Here is a 17368-nt window from a genome sequence, read left to right as displayed (position 1 = left end):
TACGGATGGGAGATCGCCGGGAAACATACGCTAACTCGCCGCATCAGTACAGTTTTAGCGGCCTGACCGCCGTCGGTTTCAGTAAGAATATTTGTGTTAGGGGATTGTATAATTCAAAGGACACCCTTAATGTGTGGTTAAAATAATCGCTCAATAAAGTAAGCCTTTTGTAATTAAATTAAGGCTAAATTGCTATTTTTAATTTTATAACTAATTTCGCATTAACTCGTAAATAACATTATTTTAAACTTTGAGGACTTTTTTTAACCAGTACGGTCCGAGCTGTAGATTAAAATGATGAATTCACAAAAAGTTATTCCCGCGCTGTCTCTTGCGGCCCTGTTAGTTTCATCCGCACTTCACGCTGAAACCTCACCAGAAAAAACCGATGTTCTGTTAATTGGCGGCGGCATCATGAGCGCCTCCATGGGCACCATGCTGGAAGAGCTGCAGCCTGGCTGGAAACAGATCATGGTTGAGAAGCTGGATGGCGTGGCGCTGGAATCCTCAAACGGCTGGAACAACGCCGGTACTGGTCACTCTGCCAACATGGAGCTGAACTACACGCCTGAGCGTAAAGATGGCTCTATCGACGTGTCCAAAGCGCTGGAAATCAATGAAGCCTTTATGGTTTCACGCCAGTTCTGGACCGCACAGGTCAAAGAGGGCGTGATGCACGATCCGCGCTCTTTCATCAACTCTACACCGCACATGAGCTTCGTCTGGGGCGACAACGTCGACTTCCTGACCAAGCGCTATGCTGCACTGCAGAAAACCGCGCTGTTCCAGGGCATGAAATTCTCCACCGATCACAAGCAGATCGAACAGTGGGCGCCGCTGGTCATGGAAGGTCGTGATCCGCAGCAGAAAGTCGCGGCAACCTGGACCCCGGTCGGCACCGATGTTAACTACGGTGAAATTACCCGTCAGCTGATCGGCAGCCTGAAGAAGAATAACAACTTCCGTCTGGAAACCTCATCTGAAGTTACCGAGTTCAAGCGCAACGGCGACAACTCCTGGCACGTCACCATTAAAGATGTCAAAAATGGCAGCGAGCGCGCGGTCGATGCGAAATATGTCTTCATCGGTGCCGGTGGCGGCGCACTGAAGTTACTGCAGAAAACCGGCATCCCGGAAGCGGACAACTATGCGGGCTTCCCGGTTGGCGGCTCGTTCCTCGTGACCGAAAACAGCGCGATTGCGAATCGTCACCTGGCGAAAGTCTATGGTCAGGCTTCCACCGGTGCACCACCGATGTCTGTTCCGCATCTGGATACCCGTTATCTGGATGGCAAGCGCGTCGTGCTGTTCGGACCGTTTGCGACCTTCTCTACCAAGTTCCTGAAAAACGGCTCGCTGTTTGACCTGCTGAGCACCACCACGACCCATAACATCGTGCCAATGACCGATGTCGGTATCGATAACTTTGACCTGGTGAAATACCTGATTGGTCAGGTGATGCTGAGTGATGAAGATCGCTTCGACGCGCTGAAAGAGTACTATCCGGACGCGAAGAAAGAGGACTGGAAACTGATTCAGGCCGGTCAGCGTGTTCAGATCATCAAGAAAGATGCTGAGAAAGGTGGCGTGCTGAAACTGGGTACAGAAATTGTGACCGATCAGCAGAAAACTGTCGCAGCCCTGCTGGGTGCCTCGCCTGGCGCGTCAACCGCTGCTCCGATCGCGTTAAGCGTGATGCAGAAGCTGTTCCCGGAAGAGTTTAAGTCAGCAGAGTGGCAGGCCAAGATCCACAAAATGATCCCTGGTTATGGTCAGAAGCTGAACGACAACGTGCCGTTGCTGCAGCAGGTTTGGAATGACACTGCGGCAACCCTGCAGCTGACCACGCCGCCTGTGATCAACATGGATGGAAAATCAGCACCGGCGCCAGCGGCTCAGCCTGAGCAGGCAGCGCCTTCAGCCAAACACGACATGGCGCTGTAATCGCGTCCTGATGTGAAAAGCCCGCGCGGGTCACCCTGCGCGGGCTTTTTTATTGCGTGCTGTTCAGTGCTTCAGGCTGACGGCTTGCCATGCCATCGGCTCCCGGCAGGCGAGCAGTTGTGTTTGATGTCAGGCAAAGAGGGTGTTTTAAGGCTTGTGGTGGTTGCAGGTGATAGATGTCTGATTTGAGCTAAGAGCAGAAATTACCCCAAACAATAATAGCTGTCGGCTGAAGCATTCGCCCTGCAAATTGAAAAAGTAATTGATACAAGTGAGGTAGCACAATAGATCTCGTATGAGATGCGTTATTACATACTGAGCAGCCAGACTATAAGTCATCACGATGGGTGCGAAAGTGAGGTAAAGTAACTGCAGAAAGGGTGCAACAGTGGCATTCATGGTGAGAACGAATGTAGTCGTGCTCCGTTCACTTAGACTTGCACAGCTGCTCCCGGCTATTATATAGGCTGTAATTAAATCTTAAAAATTATGCAGACTAATCATGAGTAACAAGCAACTTAACGAAATAAGCAAGTTCCTGAGTTATATCTTGCGCCATGAGCCTCACACTATTGGATTGCAACTCGATGCAGAAGGCTGGGCAGACATTAACTCTTTGATTACCGGCGCAGCGAATGAAGGTCATATACTTGATCTGGCACTGATTCAGACAATTGTGAATAGCAGTGATAAGAAACGGTTTACCCTCTCCGACGATGGTCAGCGTATACGTGCTGCTCAGGGGCACTCAGCACCAAACGTGAATCTCCAGCATAGAGAAAAAGAACCGCCAGAACTCCTCTACCATGGCACTGCAACACGCTTCATTGAATCTATTTTTCAGCAAGGATTGATTGCAGGCTCACGCCACCATGTGCATCTATCGCAGGAAACCCGGACGGCTATTGTTGTCGGACAACGCTACGGTAAACCAGTACTGCTGGAGATTGAATCCCAGCGAATGTACCAGCATGGATATAAATTTTTCCAGGCTGAAAACGGGGTTTGGTTAACCGAAACAGTTCCCATTAATTTTATTTCATTAAAAAGTTAATCACCTGGTAGTTCATCAGATACCTTCTCTGTTAGCAGTTATTGTTCAGCAATAATGATTATGTCGGCTGTTGGCACAGAGCGGACGATGTGCAGGCCAATGTCCACTAATAGCGAAAAGCGGACATTGATAACAGCCTTCTGTGTGAATTATCCTGTAGCAGGTCAGAAGGTGTAAAGAACACCTTTGCATTAGATCAAATTTAAATCAGTATCATCTAGGGATCATTTTATAAACGTTGATATTCTGGTCCGGACTCACGGACCGGAGAAGCTTTACATGTCTGAATATACCTTGCAGGACTGCAACATTACGGTGCCTGACGTATTTCGCGATCGCACCATGAACCTCTTTACCCTAAGCCATACGAATGCCAATGAATTCACCTTTGTGATTTCACGTGCAACCGCTGCTGCAGAAGACACGCTTCAGTCAGTATCCCAGAGACTGTCTTCCGAACTGCAGGCGACTTTGCAGGATCTCTCACTCAATCATGCCCGGCTCACTGAACTGAATGGCAGGCAGGCCCTGGAACTGTTTTACAGTTTCAAATCTGGCGAAAGAATCATCTTTCAGAAGCAGAGGGTGGTACTGACATCTGAAAATAATACGGGTAAAAAGCTGCTCTGTTTCATTGGCACCTGCCCGGATGCGTTTGACGATTACCATGGCCGTATCTATGACAACATCACGGACAGCATTACCTTTCCGGACGATGCACCAGATTCTACCGCAAGGGGGAGCCAGATCCCCGCCGACAGCCAGGAACTCTTCTTTAGCTTTGACCGTGATAGCCGCGAACTGAATGTGTTCCCTTCAATTTCTGACCTCTACTCATCGATTGATCTCAGCCGGGCCAGGAACGGCAACTATCTGTTCTTTGACGCTGTCGGTGAACCACTGATGTTGTCTCCGATACCTGATGGCGAGCATGCTGGCCGCTTTACGCTGTGGGAGATGGCAGGTACCAGGAGACCTGGACTGATATCAAGTTTGCTTCTGGCCAGAACTGTCCGGGGTATTGACGGCCTTGATACCACTGAAGTCGTTGAGGCTTACCTCCGCCAGCGGATAAATGAAAAATGAGTGGTGCCGCTGAAGCTTTTTCCGCTGCACGCGTGGGGGACGGCATAGAACACTCCGCCTCTAAAGGCTGGCTGGTGCTCGGTCTGATAGGCGGGGCCATTGCCGGTGCGGCGTTCACGCTGGCCACGGGGGGCGTCGGAACAGTAGTCCTGGCCGCGACGCTCGCAGGCGCGGCTGGCGGCGGCGGACTGGGAGAAGTTCTCGGCAGTATGTCATGGGCACCCCACCACGAAACCGGCCATCTGGTTACTGGTTCATCAAACGTATTCATCAACGGAAGACCGGCGGTGATGTCGCATATGTCTGTAGGTGACTGTGACGAGCATGGCCCGGCTTTACAGCGGGTGGCAGAAGGATCTTCACGCGTCTGTATCAACGGACTACCCGCTGCCAGGATGGGGGACCGCCTGACTTGCAGTGGGGTCATCAGCGGCGGATCTACTAACGTCATTATTGGTGGCATTAAAGAGCAGACTGACGTAATCAGTCCTGAAATTCCTGACTGGGTGGACAGAGTACTGCTGGGCGTGGGCCTTGCGGCCACGACCGTTCTGGCAGGACCGGCGATAGCCCTGCTGGGTTTTGCGGGAGGTCTTGGTGGAGGTTATGGCGGCGCTTACATAGGCGGGAAATTATGGGGAGAAGGCTCTGACGGTCAGAAGTGGCTTTCATTAGGCGGTGCGTTTGCAGGCGGCCTTGCAGGTGCAAAAGGAGGCGCAGCCTTTAATGCGTGGCGTAACACGCCTAAGAGCCTCATCAACCTTAAAGAAATAGAACCCCAACTGGCCACTGATCCGGACAGTGCCTTTTTCTGGTCAGGACGTACTGAAGGTGTCGGCGGTCCTGACGTCGCAGAAGCCATCGCGAAGTCCCGGGGCGGTGTCACGCTCGAATCCATAATCAAAGATAAAAATATTAAAATGCCTGAATGGGATTTCGATAACCCGCAGAGCATCAAGGCCTGGGAGGATGTCTCCGCGTCTTATGCAAAACAGGTCTCTGGAGAAGTCAGGGCCGTAGTGGGGCAGTCCCTGCGTGAAGGTAATATATGGGAAAACGTTGAGTTACCGCGCCTGATGGGCAATGATAATGTCACGAAAATCAGTACAATCGATCCGATATCACAGACGGAAAAAGTCATTTTTGTAAGGGATAACTGATATGAAAATTACAGGCACAAGTTCATATGTGATGCTTGATATCGAGGGCAAAAAAATCAGGGCAGAAGGTGAAATGGTCGTGGGTGGTTTTGTGGCTGAAAAAAGCACCATGAAACAGTTTGAACCCCCCTATGAAAGTGAACCTGTGACTGATGCTGTTCGCCAGCATTATATTGATGAAGCAGTCAAAAAAACCCAGGGATCTCATATGGTCCTGAAATTTGTTTAAATCTGTACGGTGAAGGTAGCCTGCTAATTACTTTCACATATTACTTCCGCCACAGTATTGAGACAGGTGGTGCGGGAGGATGATCCGTTTTGACCAGCCCTCCGTAAACTAACATACCATGTCGCAAGCATCGTCCGCTTCTGGCACCAAGCGAATATGCCCCCGTTTCAACGCGATTGCCCCAGGCTAAACAGCGAACCGGCAACACTCCCCACTGGGCATATCATGCTCGCGAGCACCGCTGCCGCCCTGAAAACGGTATCAGCCGCCAGCCATCATTAGCGTGCCACCCGCAGCAACCGGGTCATGCATAAACTGAAATCGATCAGGCGCTGTCAGGAAGGGGACTTGCGACGGCACGCGGTCTGGTCTTTAAGCGGAAAGTAGGGCGCGCTTAAATGAGAAAATATGCGCACGTGCGGCTTCGGCTGCACGTTGCGTATCGCCTGATTCCAGCGCGGCAATGATTTCATTATGCTCAGCGATCACTTCATCCATATGCGCCACGTTGGAAAGGGTGGTGGCCCAGAAGCGCTGCGCTTGTGCATGAATCACGCTAAGGATATCGGCAAGATGGCGATTACCGGCAATCTCGGCCAGGACCTGATGAAACTCGCGATCCAGCAACATCATCTGTTCGCGGCTGCGTAACTGGCTCGCCTCATCAATTTGCTGATTAAGATGACGCAGACGCTCAAGCTGCGCATCCGTTACTTTCTGGCTGCCAAGCTCAACACAGAGCGTTTCATTTACCAGCCGTACTTCAATTAACTCGAGTGCATCATCAATCGATAATGGCGCCACCATGACACCTTTACGCGGGATAATTTGCAGTAAACCTTCGGTTGCGAGGCGATGAACCGCCTGATTAACCGGTGTGCGGCCTATCGCCAGATCATCCATCACCTGAGCGGTATTAAGGTATTCGCCAGGTTTGTAGCGCAACGTAATGAGCTTGTGCCTGAAAGCCAGATAGGCTTGTTCATTAAGAGAAAGGCTTTTATCTGCACGGCCTGGGTTCACATTTTCCGCCACTGATTCACTCATCACCACGTTCCTTTTTTTACCTGTAAGACATCTTACACAAAAATCTGGCATGAAAATCGCTAGTTTAAAATTACTGTGAAATTTCACTGTGATTTTTCAATCGGAGGTTTTCTCATGCAGTTGCGATTCTCTACGGGCGATAAAGCCGCGACCACACTGAACGTGGACATTACGCATTTCATTATTGCTGGCTGGGCCGGCCGCGATAAGGAAGCCGTGTTGCACCATATTCGTGAATTAGAAGCCCTCGGCGTGCCCGCACCCGGTGCAGTACCGCTTTTTTACCGGGTTGCGGTTAATCAGCTCAGCCAGCAATCAGAGCTTGAAGTGGTAGGCGAGCAGACCTCCGGCGAAGCCGAACCCTTCGTTTTCTCGCATCGCGGCGAATTATGGGTGTCCCTCACGTCTGATCATACCGACCGCCATCTGGAAACCTTCAGCGTTGCGCTCTCTAAGCAGGCGTGTATCAAGCCGGTTGCCAGCGCCGCATGGCGCATGAGCGACGTTACCGAACACTGGGATGTGCTTGAACTCAGCTCATGGATTAAAGAGCAGGGTAAATGGGTCATCTATCAGCAGGGCACGCTGGCCTCACTGCTGACACCACAGGATTTGCTTGCGCGCTATTTTGCTGGCGGTGTCGTGGAAGAGGGCGTTGCTATGTCCTGCGGCACGCTGGGCGCCATTGGCGGCATCCGGCCATCCAGCCAGTTCCGCATGGCGCTGCACGACCCGGTGCTTAATCGCACGCTGGAACACACTTACACCACCGGCGCGCTGCCGGTGGTGGCATGAGGAGAGCGCCGATGACCACACTCTGGCAAGCCAGTCAGCAGTTGCAGAGCGGCGATGCTCTGCCCGAAGCCTTTACTGAATCCGCGTTGCAGGCCGCGCAGGATCCTGAACAACAGGGTGCTCTGGTGTTCACGCAACGCTACGCCGCGTCTTGTAGCGCGGCAAACGCCCGCTGGCAGGCAAAGCAGGCGCTAAGTCCCATCGATGGACTGCCAGTCAGCATTAAAGATCTGTTCGATGTCGAGGGAGAGGCGACCACGGCCGGGTCACGCTTACTGGCCGATGCGCCCGTGGCGGCTGCCAATGCCAGCGTCGTCGATAAGCTACTGCTGGCGGGCGCCGCCATCGTTGGTAAAACCACGATGACGGAGTTCGCTTTTTCCGGCTTAGGCATCAATCCCCATTACGGCACGCCAGTCAATCCGTGGCAGCGCGAACAGCAGCGTATCCCCGGCGGATCGTCCTCTGGCGCGGCCGTGGCGGTTGCTGAGGGCATGTGTCTGGCTGCTGTTGGCACCGATACCGGCGGTTCGGTGCGGATCCCTGCTGCACTCTGTGGCCTGACCGGCTTCAAACCCACGGCAAAGCGCATCAACCAGCGGGGAACGTTGCCGCTTTCGACCTCACTCGACAGCATCGGGGTGATCGCGGACGACGTACGCAGCTGCTGGCTGCTGGATAGCGTCATTGCCGATCGGCCGCTGGCGTTACAGTCGCTGGATGTGCGAAACGCGCGCTTTGCTGTGCCACAAACGCGCGTACTGGATGGTCTGGATCAGCATGTGGCGCAGGCCTGGCAGCATGCCATCACGCTTCTGAAGCAGGCGGGTGCGATGGTTACCGACATCACGTTGCCTGAGCTGGATGAGCTGAATGCTATGAATGCGCGTGGCGGCATTACGGCTTATGAAGCCTGGCAATGGCATAAAAAAAGCGCGCAGGCACACCCTGAAGCTTACGATCCCCAGGTGCTGGTGCGCATCCAGCGTGGCAGCCATCTCACCGTGCAGGATGCCACCGAGCTTTACCAGCAGCGTGCTGCATGGCAACAGCGCATCAACGCAGCGCTAGGGGATTTTGATGCGTTACTCATGCCAACCGTTCCGCTTGTCGCGCCCACTATCGCGTCACTCAGTGATGCGCAGCGCTATATGGAGATCAACGCGCTGATGCTGCGCAACCCCAGCATTATCAACATGCTGGACGGCTGTGCGCTCTCTTTACCCTGCCATCAACCGGGCTCTGCTCCGGTTGGCCTGAGCCTTGCTTCGACTCATGGTGATGACGCCCGCTTAATCAGCTGGTCGCTTGCCGTGGAAACTGCCCTTAACCGGAGATCCTGATGATGACTCAACCCCACGGCATGCTGTATGTCGCCACCAACATTGGCGCTGAAGATGAGGCTGACTTTAACCAGTGGTATGACCATGAACACGTAGAGGAGCGTGTAGCCATTACGGGATTCCTGAGCGGTACACGCTATCAGGCAGTTAACGCTGAGTATCGATATCTCGGTTTATATGAAACCGACTCGCTGGACGCCTTTACCAGCGCCGATTATCACGCCGCATTCACGCACCAGACGGCATGGTCGGTACAGAATCTGCAAAAAATGGTTAACCCCATGCGCCGGGTGAGCACGGTCGTGCACAAGCATGGCAAAGGCACGGGCAATCAGTTAGCGGTGTTGACGCTGCAGGCGATCGATGGCAGTGCGCTAAGCGCCTGGCAGCAGCAGATAAGCCAGACGCCGGGCTACATCTCCTCCTGCGTGCTGATGCCAGACAGCATCCTGAGTTCGCCGTTACCGAAGGAAAGCCAGGATCAGCGAAAAATGCAGCCGATGCTGCTGATTCATTGCAGCGATGCACGGAGCTGCGATCGCCTCGCTGCGGACGCGGCACAGGTGTTTGCGGGAGAGATACAGCGTTATGCCCTCAACTGGCAGTTAACAAAACAGGAGCTGACCCATGGCTGATACCGATTCTCTGCAACATGCAGCAGGCGCCGTGCGCACCAAATCGAAGACCGGGCGTCTGGCTGCTGCCAGTTCGATTGGCACCGCGCTTGAGTGGTACGACTTTACCGTTTACAACATCATGGCCGCGCTGGTGTTTAACCATATCTTTTTCCCCAGCTTCGATCCGCTGGTCGGCACCATTCTGGCGTTTTCGACCTACGCGGTAGGCTATATTTCACGTCCGCTGGGGGGCTTTGTGTTCGGCCACCTTGGCGATGTCGCGGGGCGCAAAGCGGTGTTGATCATCACGCTGGTGATAATGGGCGTGACCACGGCGCTAATGGGCCTGCTGCCGGGCTATGCGGTCTGGGGCATCTGGAGTCCGGTTCTGTTAGTCGCACTGCGGTTTGTGCAGGGCATCGCGCTGGGCGGCGAATGGGCAGGGGCCGTGTTGTTATCGATGGAGCATGGCGACGCGAATAAACGCGGGCGCAACGCCTCCTTTGCGCAGGTTGGTCCATCCTGCGGCACGCTGATCGGCACGGGCTTTATTACGCTGGTTACGGTGATGATGAGCGCCGATCAGTTTCAGGCGTGGGGCTGGCGCATTCCGTTCCTGCTAAGCCTGGTACTGGTCATATTTGGCCTGTGGCTGCGTCGCGGTGTGGAAGAGACACCCACCTTTGTCGCAATGCAGGAACAGGAGAAAACCACGCACACCCCGTTAAAAGAGGTTTTCGTAAACTATCCGAAACAGCTATTTATTGCCGGAGGATCGCGTATCGGCTCTGATGTCCTTTACGCGCTGGTAGTCGTTTTTACGCTGACCTACGTCACCACCGTGCTGCAATTACCGCGACCGCTGGCGTTGATGGCTACAATGCTGGGCGCAATAGTTAACGCGATTACGGTGCCGATGTTTGGTGCGCTTTCAGACAGGTGGGGACGACGCCCGGTTTACATGACCGGCGCGCTGCTGGCAATTGTATGGTCATTTCTGTTCTTTGTGCTGCTTGATAGCGCGCATCCGGTATTGATCGTGCTGTCGGTGATTGGCGGTTTGCTGATCCATGCGATGATGTACGGGCCGCAGGCCGCGTTTGTCACTGAGCAGTTTCCGGGACATGTGCGTTACGCGGGCTCATCCCTGGCCTATACCCTGGCGGGCATTGTCGGCGGGGGCTTTGCGCCCCTGATCATCACCACGTTATTTAAAGAAATGGGCAGCACGCTGTGGGTCTCTTTGTACGTCAGTCTGGCACTGGCGATTACGCTATTCGCGTTGTGGAAAGCCAGAGAGACTGCTCATCGTCAGGATTAAGATTGGCAGGGCGAAGGATTGCCCTTGTCCGGGCTATCGCTGAACGTAATGGTGCGCATAATGTTCACCCGCGGGCTTGTTAATGCCGGGATTTGCAGCATCAGTAACAACAGTGGATAAGCTCAGACTCACCCCGGTTATGCTTAAGAGAAACAAGTGTGCTGCGTTACGCTTTTAGCGAGGCGAGATAGAGCGCTTCCACTTCCGCCCGCGCCCAGGGGGTGCGTCGCAGAAACTTCAGGCTCGATTTCACGCTGGGATCGTTTTTAAAGCAGTTGATGTTGACCCGATTTCCCAGCTCCGCCCAGCCATACTGCGCGACTAAATGGTTGATCTGCATCTCCAGAGTGACGCCGTGCAGAGGATCTTTTGAGGTGTGCGCGTTCATTATCTTTTCGCCTGATTCAGTCAATGGCGCACATCCTGACAACGGTAAAGCGGATGTGCAAGGGCTGAGGATGAAAAAGGTCTGTCACACCGTGCTAGCACCCTTTTTTTCTGTGTCCGCGCTAACGTGACGGGCAGAAGCGTGCGCAGCCGTGCAGCGATTGTGCTAATCATAAGCGACCCATGATTGACTGAGGATCGCCTGCCATGTCCGCTTCCGATACTGATCTGCTCAGCTCCCCCCGCCGCAAACGTGCCCTGATTGCCGGTTCGGTCGGAAATTTCATTGAATGGTATGAGTTTGCCGTTTATGGCTTTCTGGCTACCCTGATTGCGGAGAACTTCTTCCGGCTTCAGGGCGAATCCGCGCTGACCGGTATCCTGCTGACCTACGCCTCTTTTGCCATCGCCTTTTTCTTCCGTCCGCTTGGCGCCGTGCTGTTTGGCCGGATGGGCGACAGGATTGGGCGCAAGCCCACCCTGATATTTGTGCTGATCATGATGACGCTGGCCACCGCGGCTATCGGCCTGGTGCCGACCTATGCCCAGCTGGGCGTGCTGGCTCCCCTGATCGTTACCGGGCTGCGTATTCTGCAGGGGCTGTTTGCCGGAGGCGAGTATGGCGGGGCGGTGTCGCTGATGACCGAATTTGCTCCGCCCGGCAGGCGTGGCCTGTATGGTGCCTGGCAATCCTTTACCGTTGCGCTGGGATTGCTGGCGGGTGCAGCGATTGTTGCGCTGCTTTCGCGGCTGCTGACGCCGGAAGAGATGCAGAGCTGGGGCTGGCGCATCCCGTTCTTTGTTGCCCTGCCGCTGGGGGGTATCGCGCTCTGGCTGCGGGCTGGCATGGAGGAGACCCCGGCGTTTATCCGGCAGCAGACGCAGCCCAGCGAAAAAGTGACCGCCAGCCTGAGTGACACCCTGAAAACGATTCTGCTCGGCATCTGCCGGCTGATGGTGTGGTCGGCGGCCGGATACACCTGGCTGGTGATTATGCCGACCTTCCTGCAGGCCTCACTGCACACCGGCTTTAATGAGGCGCTGCTGATTGCGGTGATTTCGAACCTCGGTTTTGCCGTCACGATTATTCCGGCGGGAATGCTGAGCGACAGGATAGGCCGCCGGACGGTGATGGTCTCGGCGGCGATCCTGCTGCTGGTGCTCTCTCTGCCGTTGCTCAACCTGTTGCAGGCTGAGAACACCGCAACCGGGCTGAAAGGGCTGGTGGTCTTTATCGCAGGGGGTGTGGTGGGCCTGCTGGCCGGGCCGGGACCGGCGATGCTGTCAGAGATGTTTCCGACGCGGGTGCGCTACACCGGTCTGGGCCTGGCCTATTCACTCTCTAACGCGCTCTTCTCCGGCTGTGCCGGTCTGATCATCACCGGGCTGATTAAAGAGACGGGCAATCCCGATATTCCCGCCTGGTATGTCATGGCGACCGCACTGGTCAGTATTGTGGCGCTGATGACGCTGAACAAAGACGATCATAAGCGAGCGCTGGATGAGGGGTGACCGCAGGCTCAGCGCCCGGAGGGGGCATTCAGGCTGAAAATCTGATCGCGGTTGTGAACCTTAGTCCCGTGACTATCGGCGATCAGGATGATGGCGGCCATCGCTAACGCCAGAAGGAGGATGAAAATTTTACGCATGATAGTAAATGTGTATTCCTGACAGTTCAGTGAGGTCTGATACCGGGGCCGTAACGGCTGGCCAGCTCGGCTTTAATTACAACACCCATAGAGAGTGCCTGATGGCGGGATCGCATTCTTTGATCCTGATACTGAATTGACCGGAAAGCGGGAAAAGAGGGGAAACAGCGGCATAAAAAAAGGGCGCCTTCAGGCGCCCTTCAGAGTTTTAGCAGAACCGTTAAACCAGCTGCTGAGCCGTGGTTTCTACCAGCGTCAGCAGGATTTTAATGTCTTCCAGCGTCACGGTCGGGTTGAGCAGCGTCATCTTCAGACAGGTCACGCCATCGTGCTCGGTCACGCCGACGTTAGCGCGGCCCGACTCCAGCAGGGCATCCCCGATACGCTGGTTCAGCAGCGCGATATCCGCGTCGCTGAGGTGCGCCAGATGCGCCGGACGGTAGCGGAACAGCACGCTCGCCAGCTGCGGCTTCATTACCAGCTCCAGCGCCGGCTGCGCATCCACATACGCTGCAACGTCCTGTGCCAGCGTCACACCGTGGTCGATGATGGCGGCATACTGTTTCTGACCCAGGGCTTCCAGACCCATCCACAGTTTCAGTGCATCAAAACGGCGGGTGGTCTGCAGGGATTTCGACACCAGATTCGGTACGCCCTGCGCTTCGTCAAACTCAGAGTTCAGATACGCAGCCTGGTAACGCATCAGCTCGTAGTGACGTGCTTCCTTCAGCAGGAAAGCGCCACAGCTGATGGTCTGGAAGAACTGCTTGTGGAAGTCCAGCGTAATGGAGTCCACCAGCTCAATGCCGTCCAGATAGTCGCGATACAGCTCGGAGAGCAGCAGTGCACCGCCCCACGCAGCATCCACGTGAACCCAGATGTTCTCTTCAGCCGCCAGCGTGGCAATTTCACGCAGCGGATCGATCGCACCGGCATCGGTGGTGCCTGCGGTGGCAACAATCGCCAGAATATGCTCGCCGTTGGCTTTAGCTGCGGCCAGCTTGTGACGCAGGTCATCCATATCCATGCGGGCAAAGCTATCGGTTTTCACCTGCGTGACGGACTGATAACCCAGACCCAGCAGCGCCATGTTCTTCTGAACGGAGAAGTGCGCATTTTCTGAACAGAAGACTTTCATCTTCTTCAGGTCACCGGTTAAGCCATCCTGCTGAACAGAATGACCCTGACGGGCATACCACGCGTCACGCGCCAGCATCAGGCCCATCAGGTTGCTCTGAGTGCCGCCACTGGTGAAGACACCGGCATCGCCCGGCTGATAACCCACCTGGGTACGCAGCCATTCGATCAGCTTCATCTCAATCAGGGTTGCAGAGGGAGCCTGATCCCAGGAGTCCATACTCTGGTTGGTGGCGTTGATCAGTACTTCCGCCGCCTGGCTGATCACCAGGCTAGGGCAGTGCAGGTGCGCCACGCACTGTGGGTGATGCACCGACAGGCTGTCTTTCAGGAAGTACTCAATGGCACGTTCAATCGCAGCCTGGTTGCCCAGGCCGTCAGGATTGAAGTCCAGCGTAATACGCTCGCGCAGCTCTGCGACGGTTTTTCCCTGATACATCTCAGGTTGTTCCAGCCACTTAACGACCGCCGCGCTACTCTGGGCGATCGCCTGCTGGTAGGCCTCGGTACTCTGAGATGAGGCCGCCAGGATTGGGTTTAACCGGGACATTGCATTCACTCCACTTATACTGGTTTCACGCCAGCTGACAGCAGGGCGTTTTCAAATTTATCCATAAACACGTCAAGTTCAGCATCGGTGATCAGCAGGGAAGGCAGCAGGCGCAATACGCTACCGTGACGTCCGCCGCGCTCCAGGATCAGGCCGTTCTCGAAACATTTCTTCTGTACCAGCGCAGAGAGCTCGCCGTCAGCCGGGAAGCTGCCCATGTGATCAGCGGCTTCGTCAGGTTTCACCAGCTCGATACCGATCATCAGACCCAGGCCACGGACGTTGCCAATTACCGGGTAGCGCTGCTGCAGTTCGTTCAGTTTGCCTTTCAGCAGTTCGCCCTGTGCCGCGACTTTATCTGCGATGTTGTTCTCTTTCAGCAGTTTCAGCGTGGTCAGGCCGGTTGCCATCGCCAGCTGGTTTCCGCGGAAGGTGCCGGTGTGATGACCCGGTGACCAGGCATCGAACTCTTTCTTAATGCCCAGCACGGCCAGTGGCAGACCACCACCCACAGCTTTGGACATCACGATGATGTCTGGCTCAATACCCGCGTGCTCGAAGGCGAAGAATTTACCGGTACGGGCAAAGCCTGCCTGAACTTCGTCGAGGATCAGCAGGATGCCGTGCTCCTGGGTGACTTTACGGATGCGCTGCAGCCATTCCGCCGGAGCCGGGTTCACGCCGCCTTCACCCTGAACGGCTTCCAGAATGACCGCCGCAGGTTTACGCACACCGCTCTCAACGTCGTTGATCAGGTTTTCGAAATAGTAGGTCAGCGCTTTCACGCCCGCTTCGCCGCCAATGCCCAGCGGGCAGCGGTAGAGGTGCGGATAAGGCATGAACTGCACTTCCGGCATCATGCCGTCAACGGCTTCTTTCGGTGACAGGTTGCCGGTCACTGACAGCGCGCCATGGGTCATACCGTGGTAGGCACCGGAGAAGCTGATAACACCGGAACGGCCGGTGTGCTTTTTCGCCAGCTTCAGCGCTGCTTCCACGGCATCGGCGCCGGACGGGCCGGTAAACTGCAGGCAGTAATCCTTGCCCTGGCCTGGTAACAGGGAGAGCAGGTACTCAGAAAACGCGTCTTTTAACGGCGTGGTTAAATCCAGAGTATGTAACGGCAAGCCGCTGGTAATGACATTTTGAATGCTCTGCAGAACGTCTGGGTGGTTATGGCCCAATGCCAGCGTTCCGGCACCCGCAAGACAATCAAGATACTGATTGTTCTCGACGTCGGTGATCCAGACACCCTGTGCTTTCGCGATAGCGAACGGCAATTTGCGCGGATAACTTCGAACGTTAGATTCAAATTCGGCCTGACGGGCTAAATAGGTCTCATTGGTTGCGTTTAATGTCTGTGCATTCGAACTGTCAATACGGACTTTATCCGTCATCATATCTCTCCTACAACCGCGACGGGAGTAACGTCTCAGTTGAATAAATGAATTAAAAAAGTCATGGGTATGTTTAAAGCGCGGCCAATATAGGGGTTTTTAAGGTCCGACTCAATGATTAATTTGATCAGAAAAAAAGTACTTCTTTGCTATAGTTATCAACCAGTTGTTGAGTTTGTGACCGCATGCTTTACTGCCGCTTCGCTAATGGTTAAATAATAAATGGCGAAAAAACACCGGCTTACAGCTCACAGCCTGTGCTAAGTCAATGATAATAATCTGTGTAAACAGCTGTTTCGGAGCCGAAACGCTATCAAAAAGGGCACTTTTCAGACAGAAAAAGCATAAGTCAGTTTAATTAGCGAAGCTGCATATATCCCGCTACAGATGTAATGACCAATTAAAATAATAAACCTTTTTTTAACATTTAATTAAAAACGTCCCGTGGCAGTTAGGTCAGTGCGCGTTTAAATCCCTTTATCCCAGCACACAATCTATAAACTGGTTTAAATCCGCCAGCGCTTCACGTGCCTTCGCTTCTGAGGGATTAACCGTCAGTAAATCGGCATAACCGTTAAGCATGGCGCTGATCTGCCTGGCGGTGCGGGCAACATCGGCGCAGCGCAGCGTCCCGTCAGTGACGCCGTCACGGATACCTGTCCTTTCCGTTGCGGCTCCCCGCAGCGCTCTTCTGACACTGAAAGCGCCTGGCCGTCGCCATCGCCGCAAGCTCTTCTTCACGCTGCTGCTGGTGGTCGCGGAAAATGTCATGTTTCTGCTTTATCCGCTGCTGGCGGGCTTTGCTATCAATGCCATCCTCTCCGGCAGAACCTGGCAGGCGATACTCTATGCGGCGATGGTGTTTACTATGTGGGCGATTGGCGCAGCCCGGCGCAGCGTCGACACCCACACCTTTGCCCGCATCTATGCAGAGCTGGCGGTGCCAGTGATTGTGGCCCAGCGCAGCGAAAATCAGAGCGCGTCGACGATTGCGGCAAGGGTGGCGTTATCACGCGAGTTTGTCGATTTCTTTGAGAAGCATCTGCCGGTGCTGATTACCTCGCTGGCGTCGATGACCGGGGCGGCGGTGATGCTGCTGGCCATTGAGTTCTGGACTGGCGCAGGGTGCCTGGCGATCCTGCTGTTTTTCGCCTGTTTTCTGCCAGGCTTTACCCGCAAAAATGATGCGTTGTTTAATCGACTTAACAACCGGCTGGAGAAAGAGGTGAATTTCGTTACCCATGCGAACGCCGCTTCACTCGGCCGTCACTATGGGGTTTTAGCCAGCCTGCGTATCCGTCTCTCTAATCGGGAAGCCTGCTGTTATCTGGCCATCGGCAGTATGGCCGCGCTGCTGTTTGCTGGCACCATCGCGTTAATGGCGGGCCGGGGTGGCACCAGCGCGGGTCACATCTATTCGGTGATGACCTATATGTGGATGTTTGCCATGAGCCTCGATGATGGCCCTCAGCTGCTGGAGAAGTATTCCCAGCTGAAAGACATTGGCCGTCGGGTGAATACCGGCATGCCGTAGTCGCCTGTGCGGATGGAACGTGCGCCAGATCACAAAATGGGTTGCCATGCGCGGCCTGACTTTTTATAGTCTGGCCGCTTCATCCGGACGGAACACGCTCTGCTTCCTTCCTCCGGCT

Annotated in this window: 14 protein-coding genes and 1 pseudogene; 11 read left to right on the top strand and 4 right to left on the bottom strand. The window is 54.6% G+C overall.

All coding sequences use genetic code 11. The features are described 5' to 3' along the window. The first annotated feature begins 294 nt into the window (after positions 1-294). The 5 genes from mqo (at position 295) to HFD92_RS07455 (ending at position 5473) form a co-directional block, all read left to right on the top strand. Complete coding sequence (gene mqo / locus HFD92_RS07475) at positions 295-1944, top strand: malate dehydrogenase (quinone) (protein ID WP_046102922.1); 1650 nt, start codon at positions 295-297, stop codon at positions 1942-1944. A 502-nt stretch (positions 1945-2446) separates the two neighbouring features. Beyond that, complete coding sequence (locus HFD92_RS07470) at positions 2447-2998, top strand: RNA 2'-phosphotransferase (RefSeq protein ID WP_167428648.1); 552 nt, start codon at positions 2447-2449, stop codon at positions 2996-2998. 279 nt (positions 2999-3277) lie between these two features. Beyond that, entirely contained in the window at positions 3278-4084 is an 807-nt protein-coding gene (locus HFD92_RS07465) for a DcrB-related protein (RefSeq protein WP_167428647.1), read from the top strand. Next, positions 4081-5244 carry a PAAR domain-containing protein gene (locus HFD92_RS07460; protein ID WP_111207137.1) on the top strand — a complete coding sequence of 388 codons (1164 nt, stop codon included), beginning with the start codon at positions 4081-4083 and terminating at the stop codon, positions 5242-5244. Before HFD92_RS07465 ends, HFD92_RS07460 begins: the two co-directional genes overlap by 4 nt. 1 nt (position 5245) lies before the next feature. Further along, a complete protein-coding gene (locus HFD92_RS07455; RefSeq protein WP_111207136.1) occupies positions 5246-5473 on the top strand; it encodes an Imm74 family immunity protein in 228 nt (75 codons plus the stop codon). Positions 5474-5845: 372 nt separating this feature from the next. Here the strand turns inward: HFD92_RS07455 and HFD92_RS07450 are convergent, their stop codons facing one another. Next, positions 5846-6520 (bottom strand): GntR family transcriptional regulator, encoded by a 675-nt coding sequence (locus HFD92_RS07450; protein WP_167428717.1) that lies wholly within the window; start codon positions 6518-6520, stop codon positions 5846-5848. A 114-nt stretch (positions 6521-6634) separates the two neighbouring features. On the opposite strand from HFD92_RS07450, the gene HFD92_RS07445 reads away from it, so the two are divergent. Genes HFD92_RS07445 through HFD92_RS07430 form a run of 4 tightly spaced genes read left to right on the top strand, consistent with a single transcriptional unit; the run spans position 6635 to position 10596 of the window. Then, on the top strand, positions 6635-7315 hold the full coding sequence (locus HFD92_RS07445) for a DUF2848 domain-containing protein (protein WP_009093024.1): 681 nt from the start codon (positions 6635-6637) through the stop codon (positions 7313-7315). A gap of 11 nt (positions 7316-7326) precedes the next feature. Next, entirely contained in the window at positions 7327-8658 is a 1332-nt protein-coding gene (locus HFD92_RS07440) for an amidase (RefSeq protein WP_111207134.1), read from the top strand. Continuing rightward, on the top strand, positions 8658-9293 hold the full coding sequence (locus HFD92_RS07435; protein ID WP_185185192.1) for a DUF4286 family protein: 636 nt from the start codon (positions 8658-8660) through the stop codon (positions 9291-9293). Before HFD92_RS07440 ends, HFD92_RS07435 begins: the two co-directional genes overlap by 1 nt. Beyond that, positions 9286-10596: an MFS transporter gene (locus tag HFD92_RS07430; protein WP_167428646.1), complete on the top strand. Its 1311-nt coding sequence runs from the start codon at positions 9286-9288 to the stop codon at positions 10594-10596. The genes HFD92_RS07435 and HFD92_RS07430 overlap by 8 nt, the downstream gene beginning before the upstream one ends. Positions 10597-10771: 175 nt before the next feature. Here HFD92_RS07430 and HFD92_RS07425 read toward each other — a convergent pair. Next, positions 10772-10984, bottom strand: a pseudogene (locus HFD92_RS07425) (VF530 family DNA-binding protein); the annotation flags it as partial. A gap of 206 nt (positions 10985-11190) precedes the next feature. Here HFD92_RS07425 and HFD92_RS07420 point away from each other — a divergent pair. Further along, the gene (locus HFD92_RS07420; RefSeq protein WP_167428645.1) at positions 11191-12495 is read left to right on the top strand and encodes an MFS transporter; all 1305 of its coding nucleotides are present in this window, start codon (positions 11191-11193) and stop codon (positions 12493-12495) included. A 357-nt stretch (positions 12496-12852) separates the two neighbouring features. On the opposite strand, the gene HFD92_RS07415 is transcribed toward HFD92_RS07420, so the two are convergent. Further along, positions 12853-14319 (bottom strand): aspartate aminotransferase family protein, encoded by a 1467-nt coding sequence (locus tag HFD92_RS07415; RefSeq protein ID WP_111207130.1) that lies wholly within the window; start codon positions 14317-14319, stop codon positions 12853-12855. A gap of 14 nt (positions 14320-14333) precedes the next feature. Continuing rightward, the gene (locus HFD92_RS07410) at positions 14334-15719 is read right to left on the bottom strand and encodes a diaminobutyrate--2-oxoglutarate transaminase (protein ID WP_009093017.1); all 1386 of its coding nucleotides are present in this window, start codon (positions 15717-15719) and stop codon (positions 14334-14336) included. 577 nt (positions 15720-16296) lie between these two features. Here HFD92_RS07410 and HFD92_RS07400 point away from each other — a divergent pair. Further along, positions 16297-17250, top strand: coding sequence for an ABC transporter six-transmembrane domain-containing protein (locus HFD92_RS07400; protein WP_255461705.1), 954 nt, complete (start codon positions 16297-16299; stop codon positions 17248-17250). The last annotated feature ends 118 nt before the right edge of the window (positions 17251-17368 follow it).

The organism is Pantoea sp. EKM101V, from assembly GCF_011800325.1.
Lineage (GTDB): Bacteria > Pseudomonadota > Gammaproteobacteria > Enterobacterales > Enterobacteriaceae > Pantoea > Pantoea anthophila.
Note: the sequence above shows the minus strand (reverse complement) of the source record. Positions and strands in the feature narration are given on the sequence as shown.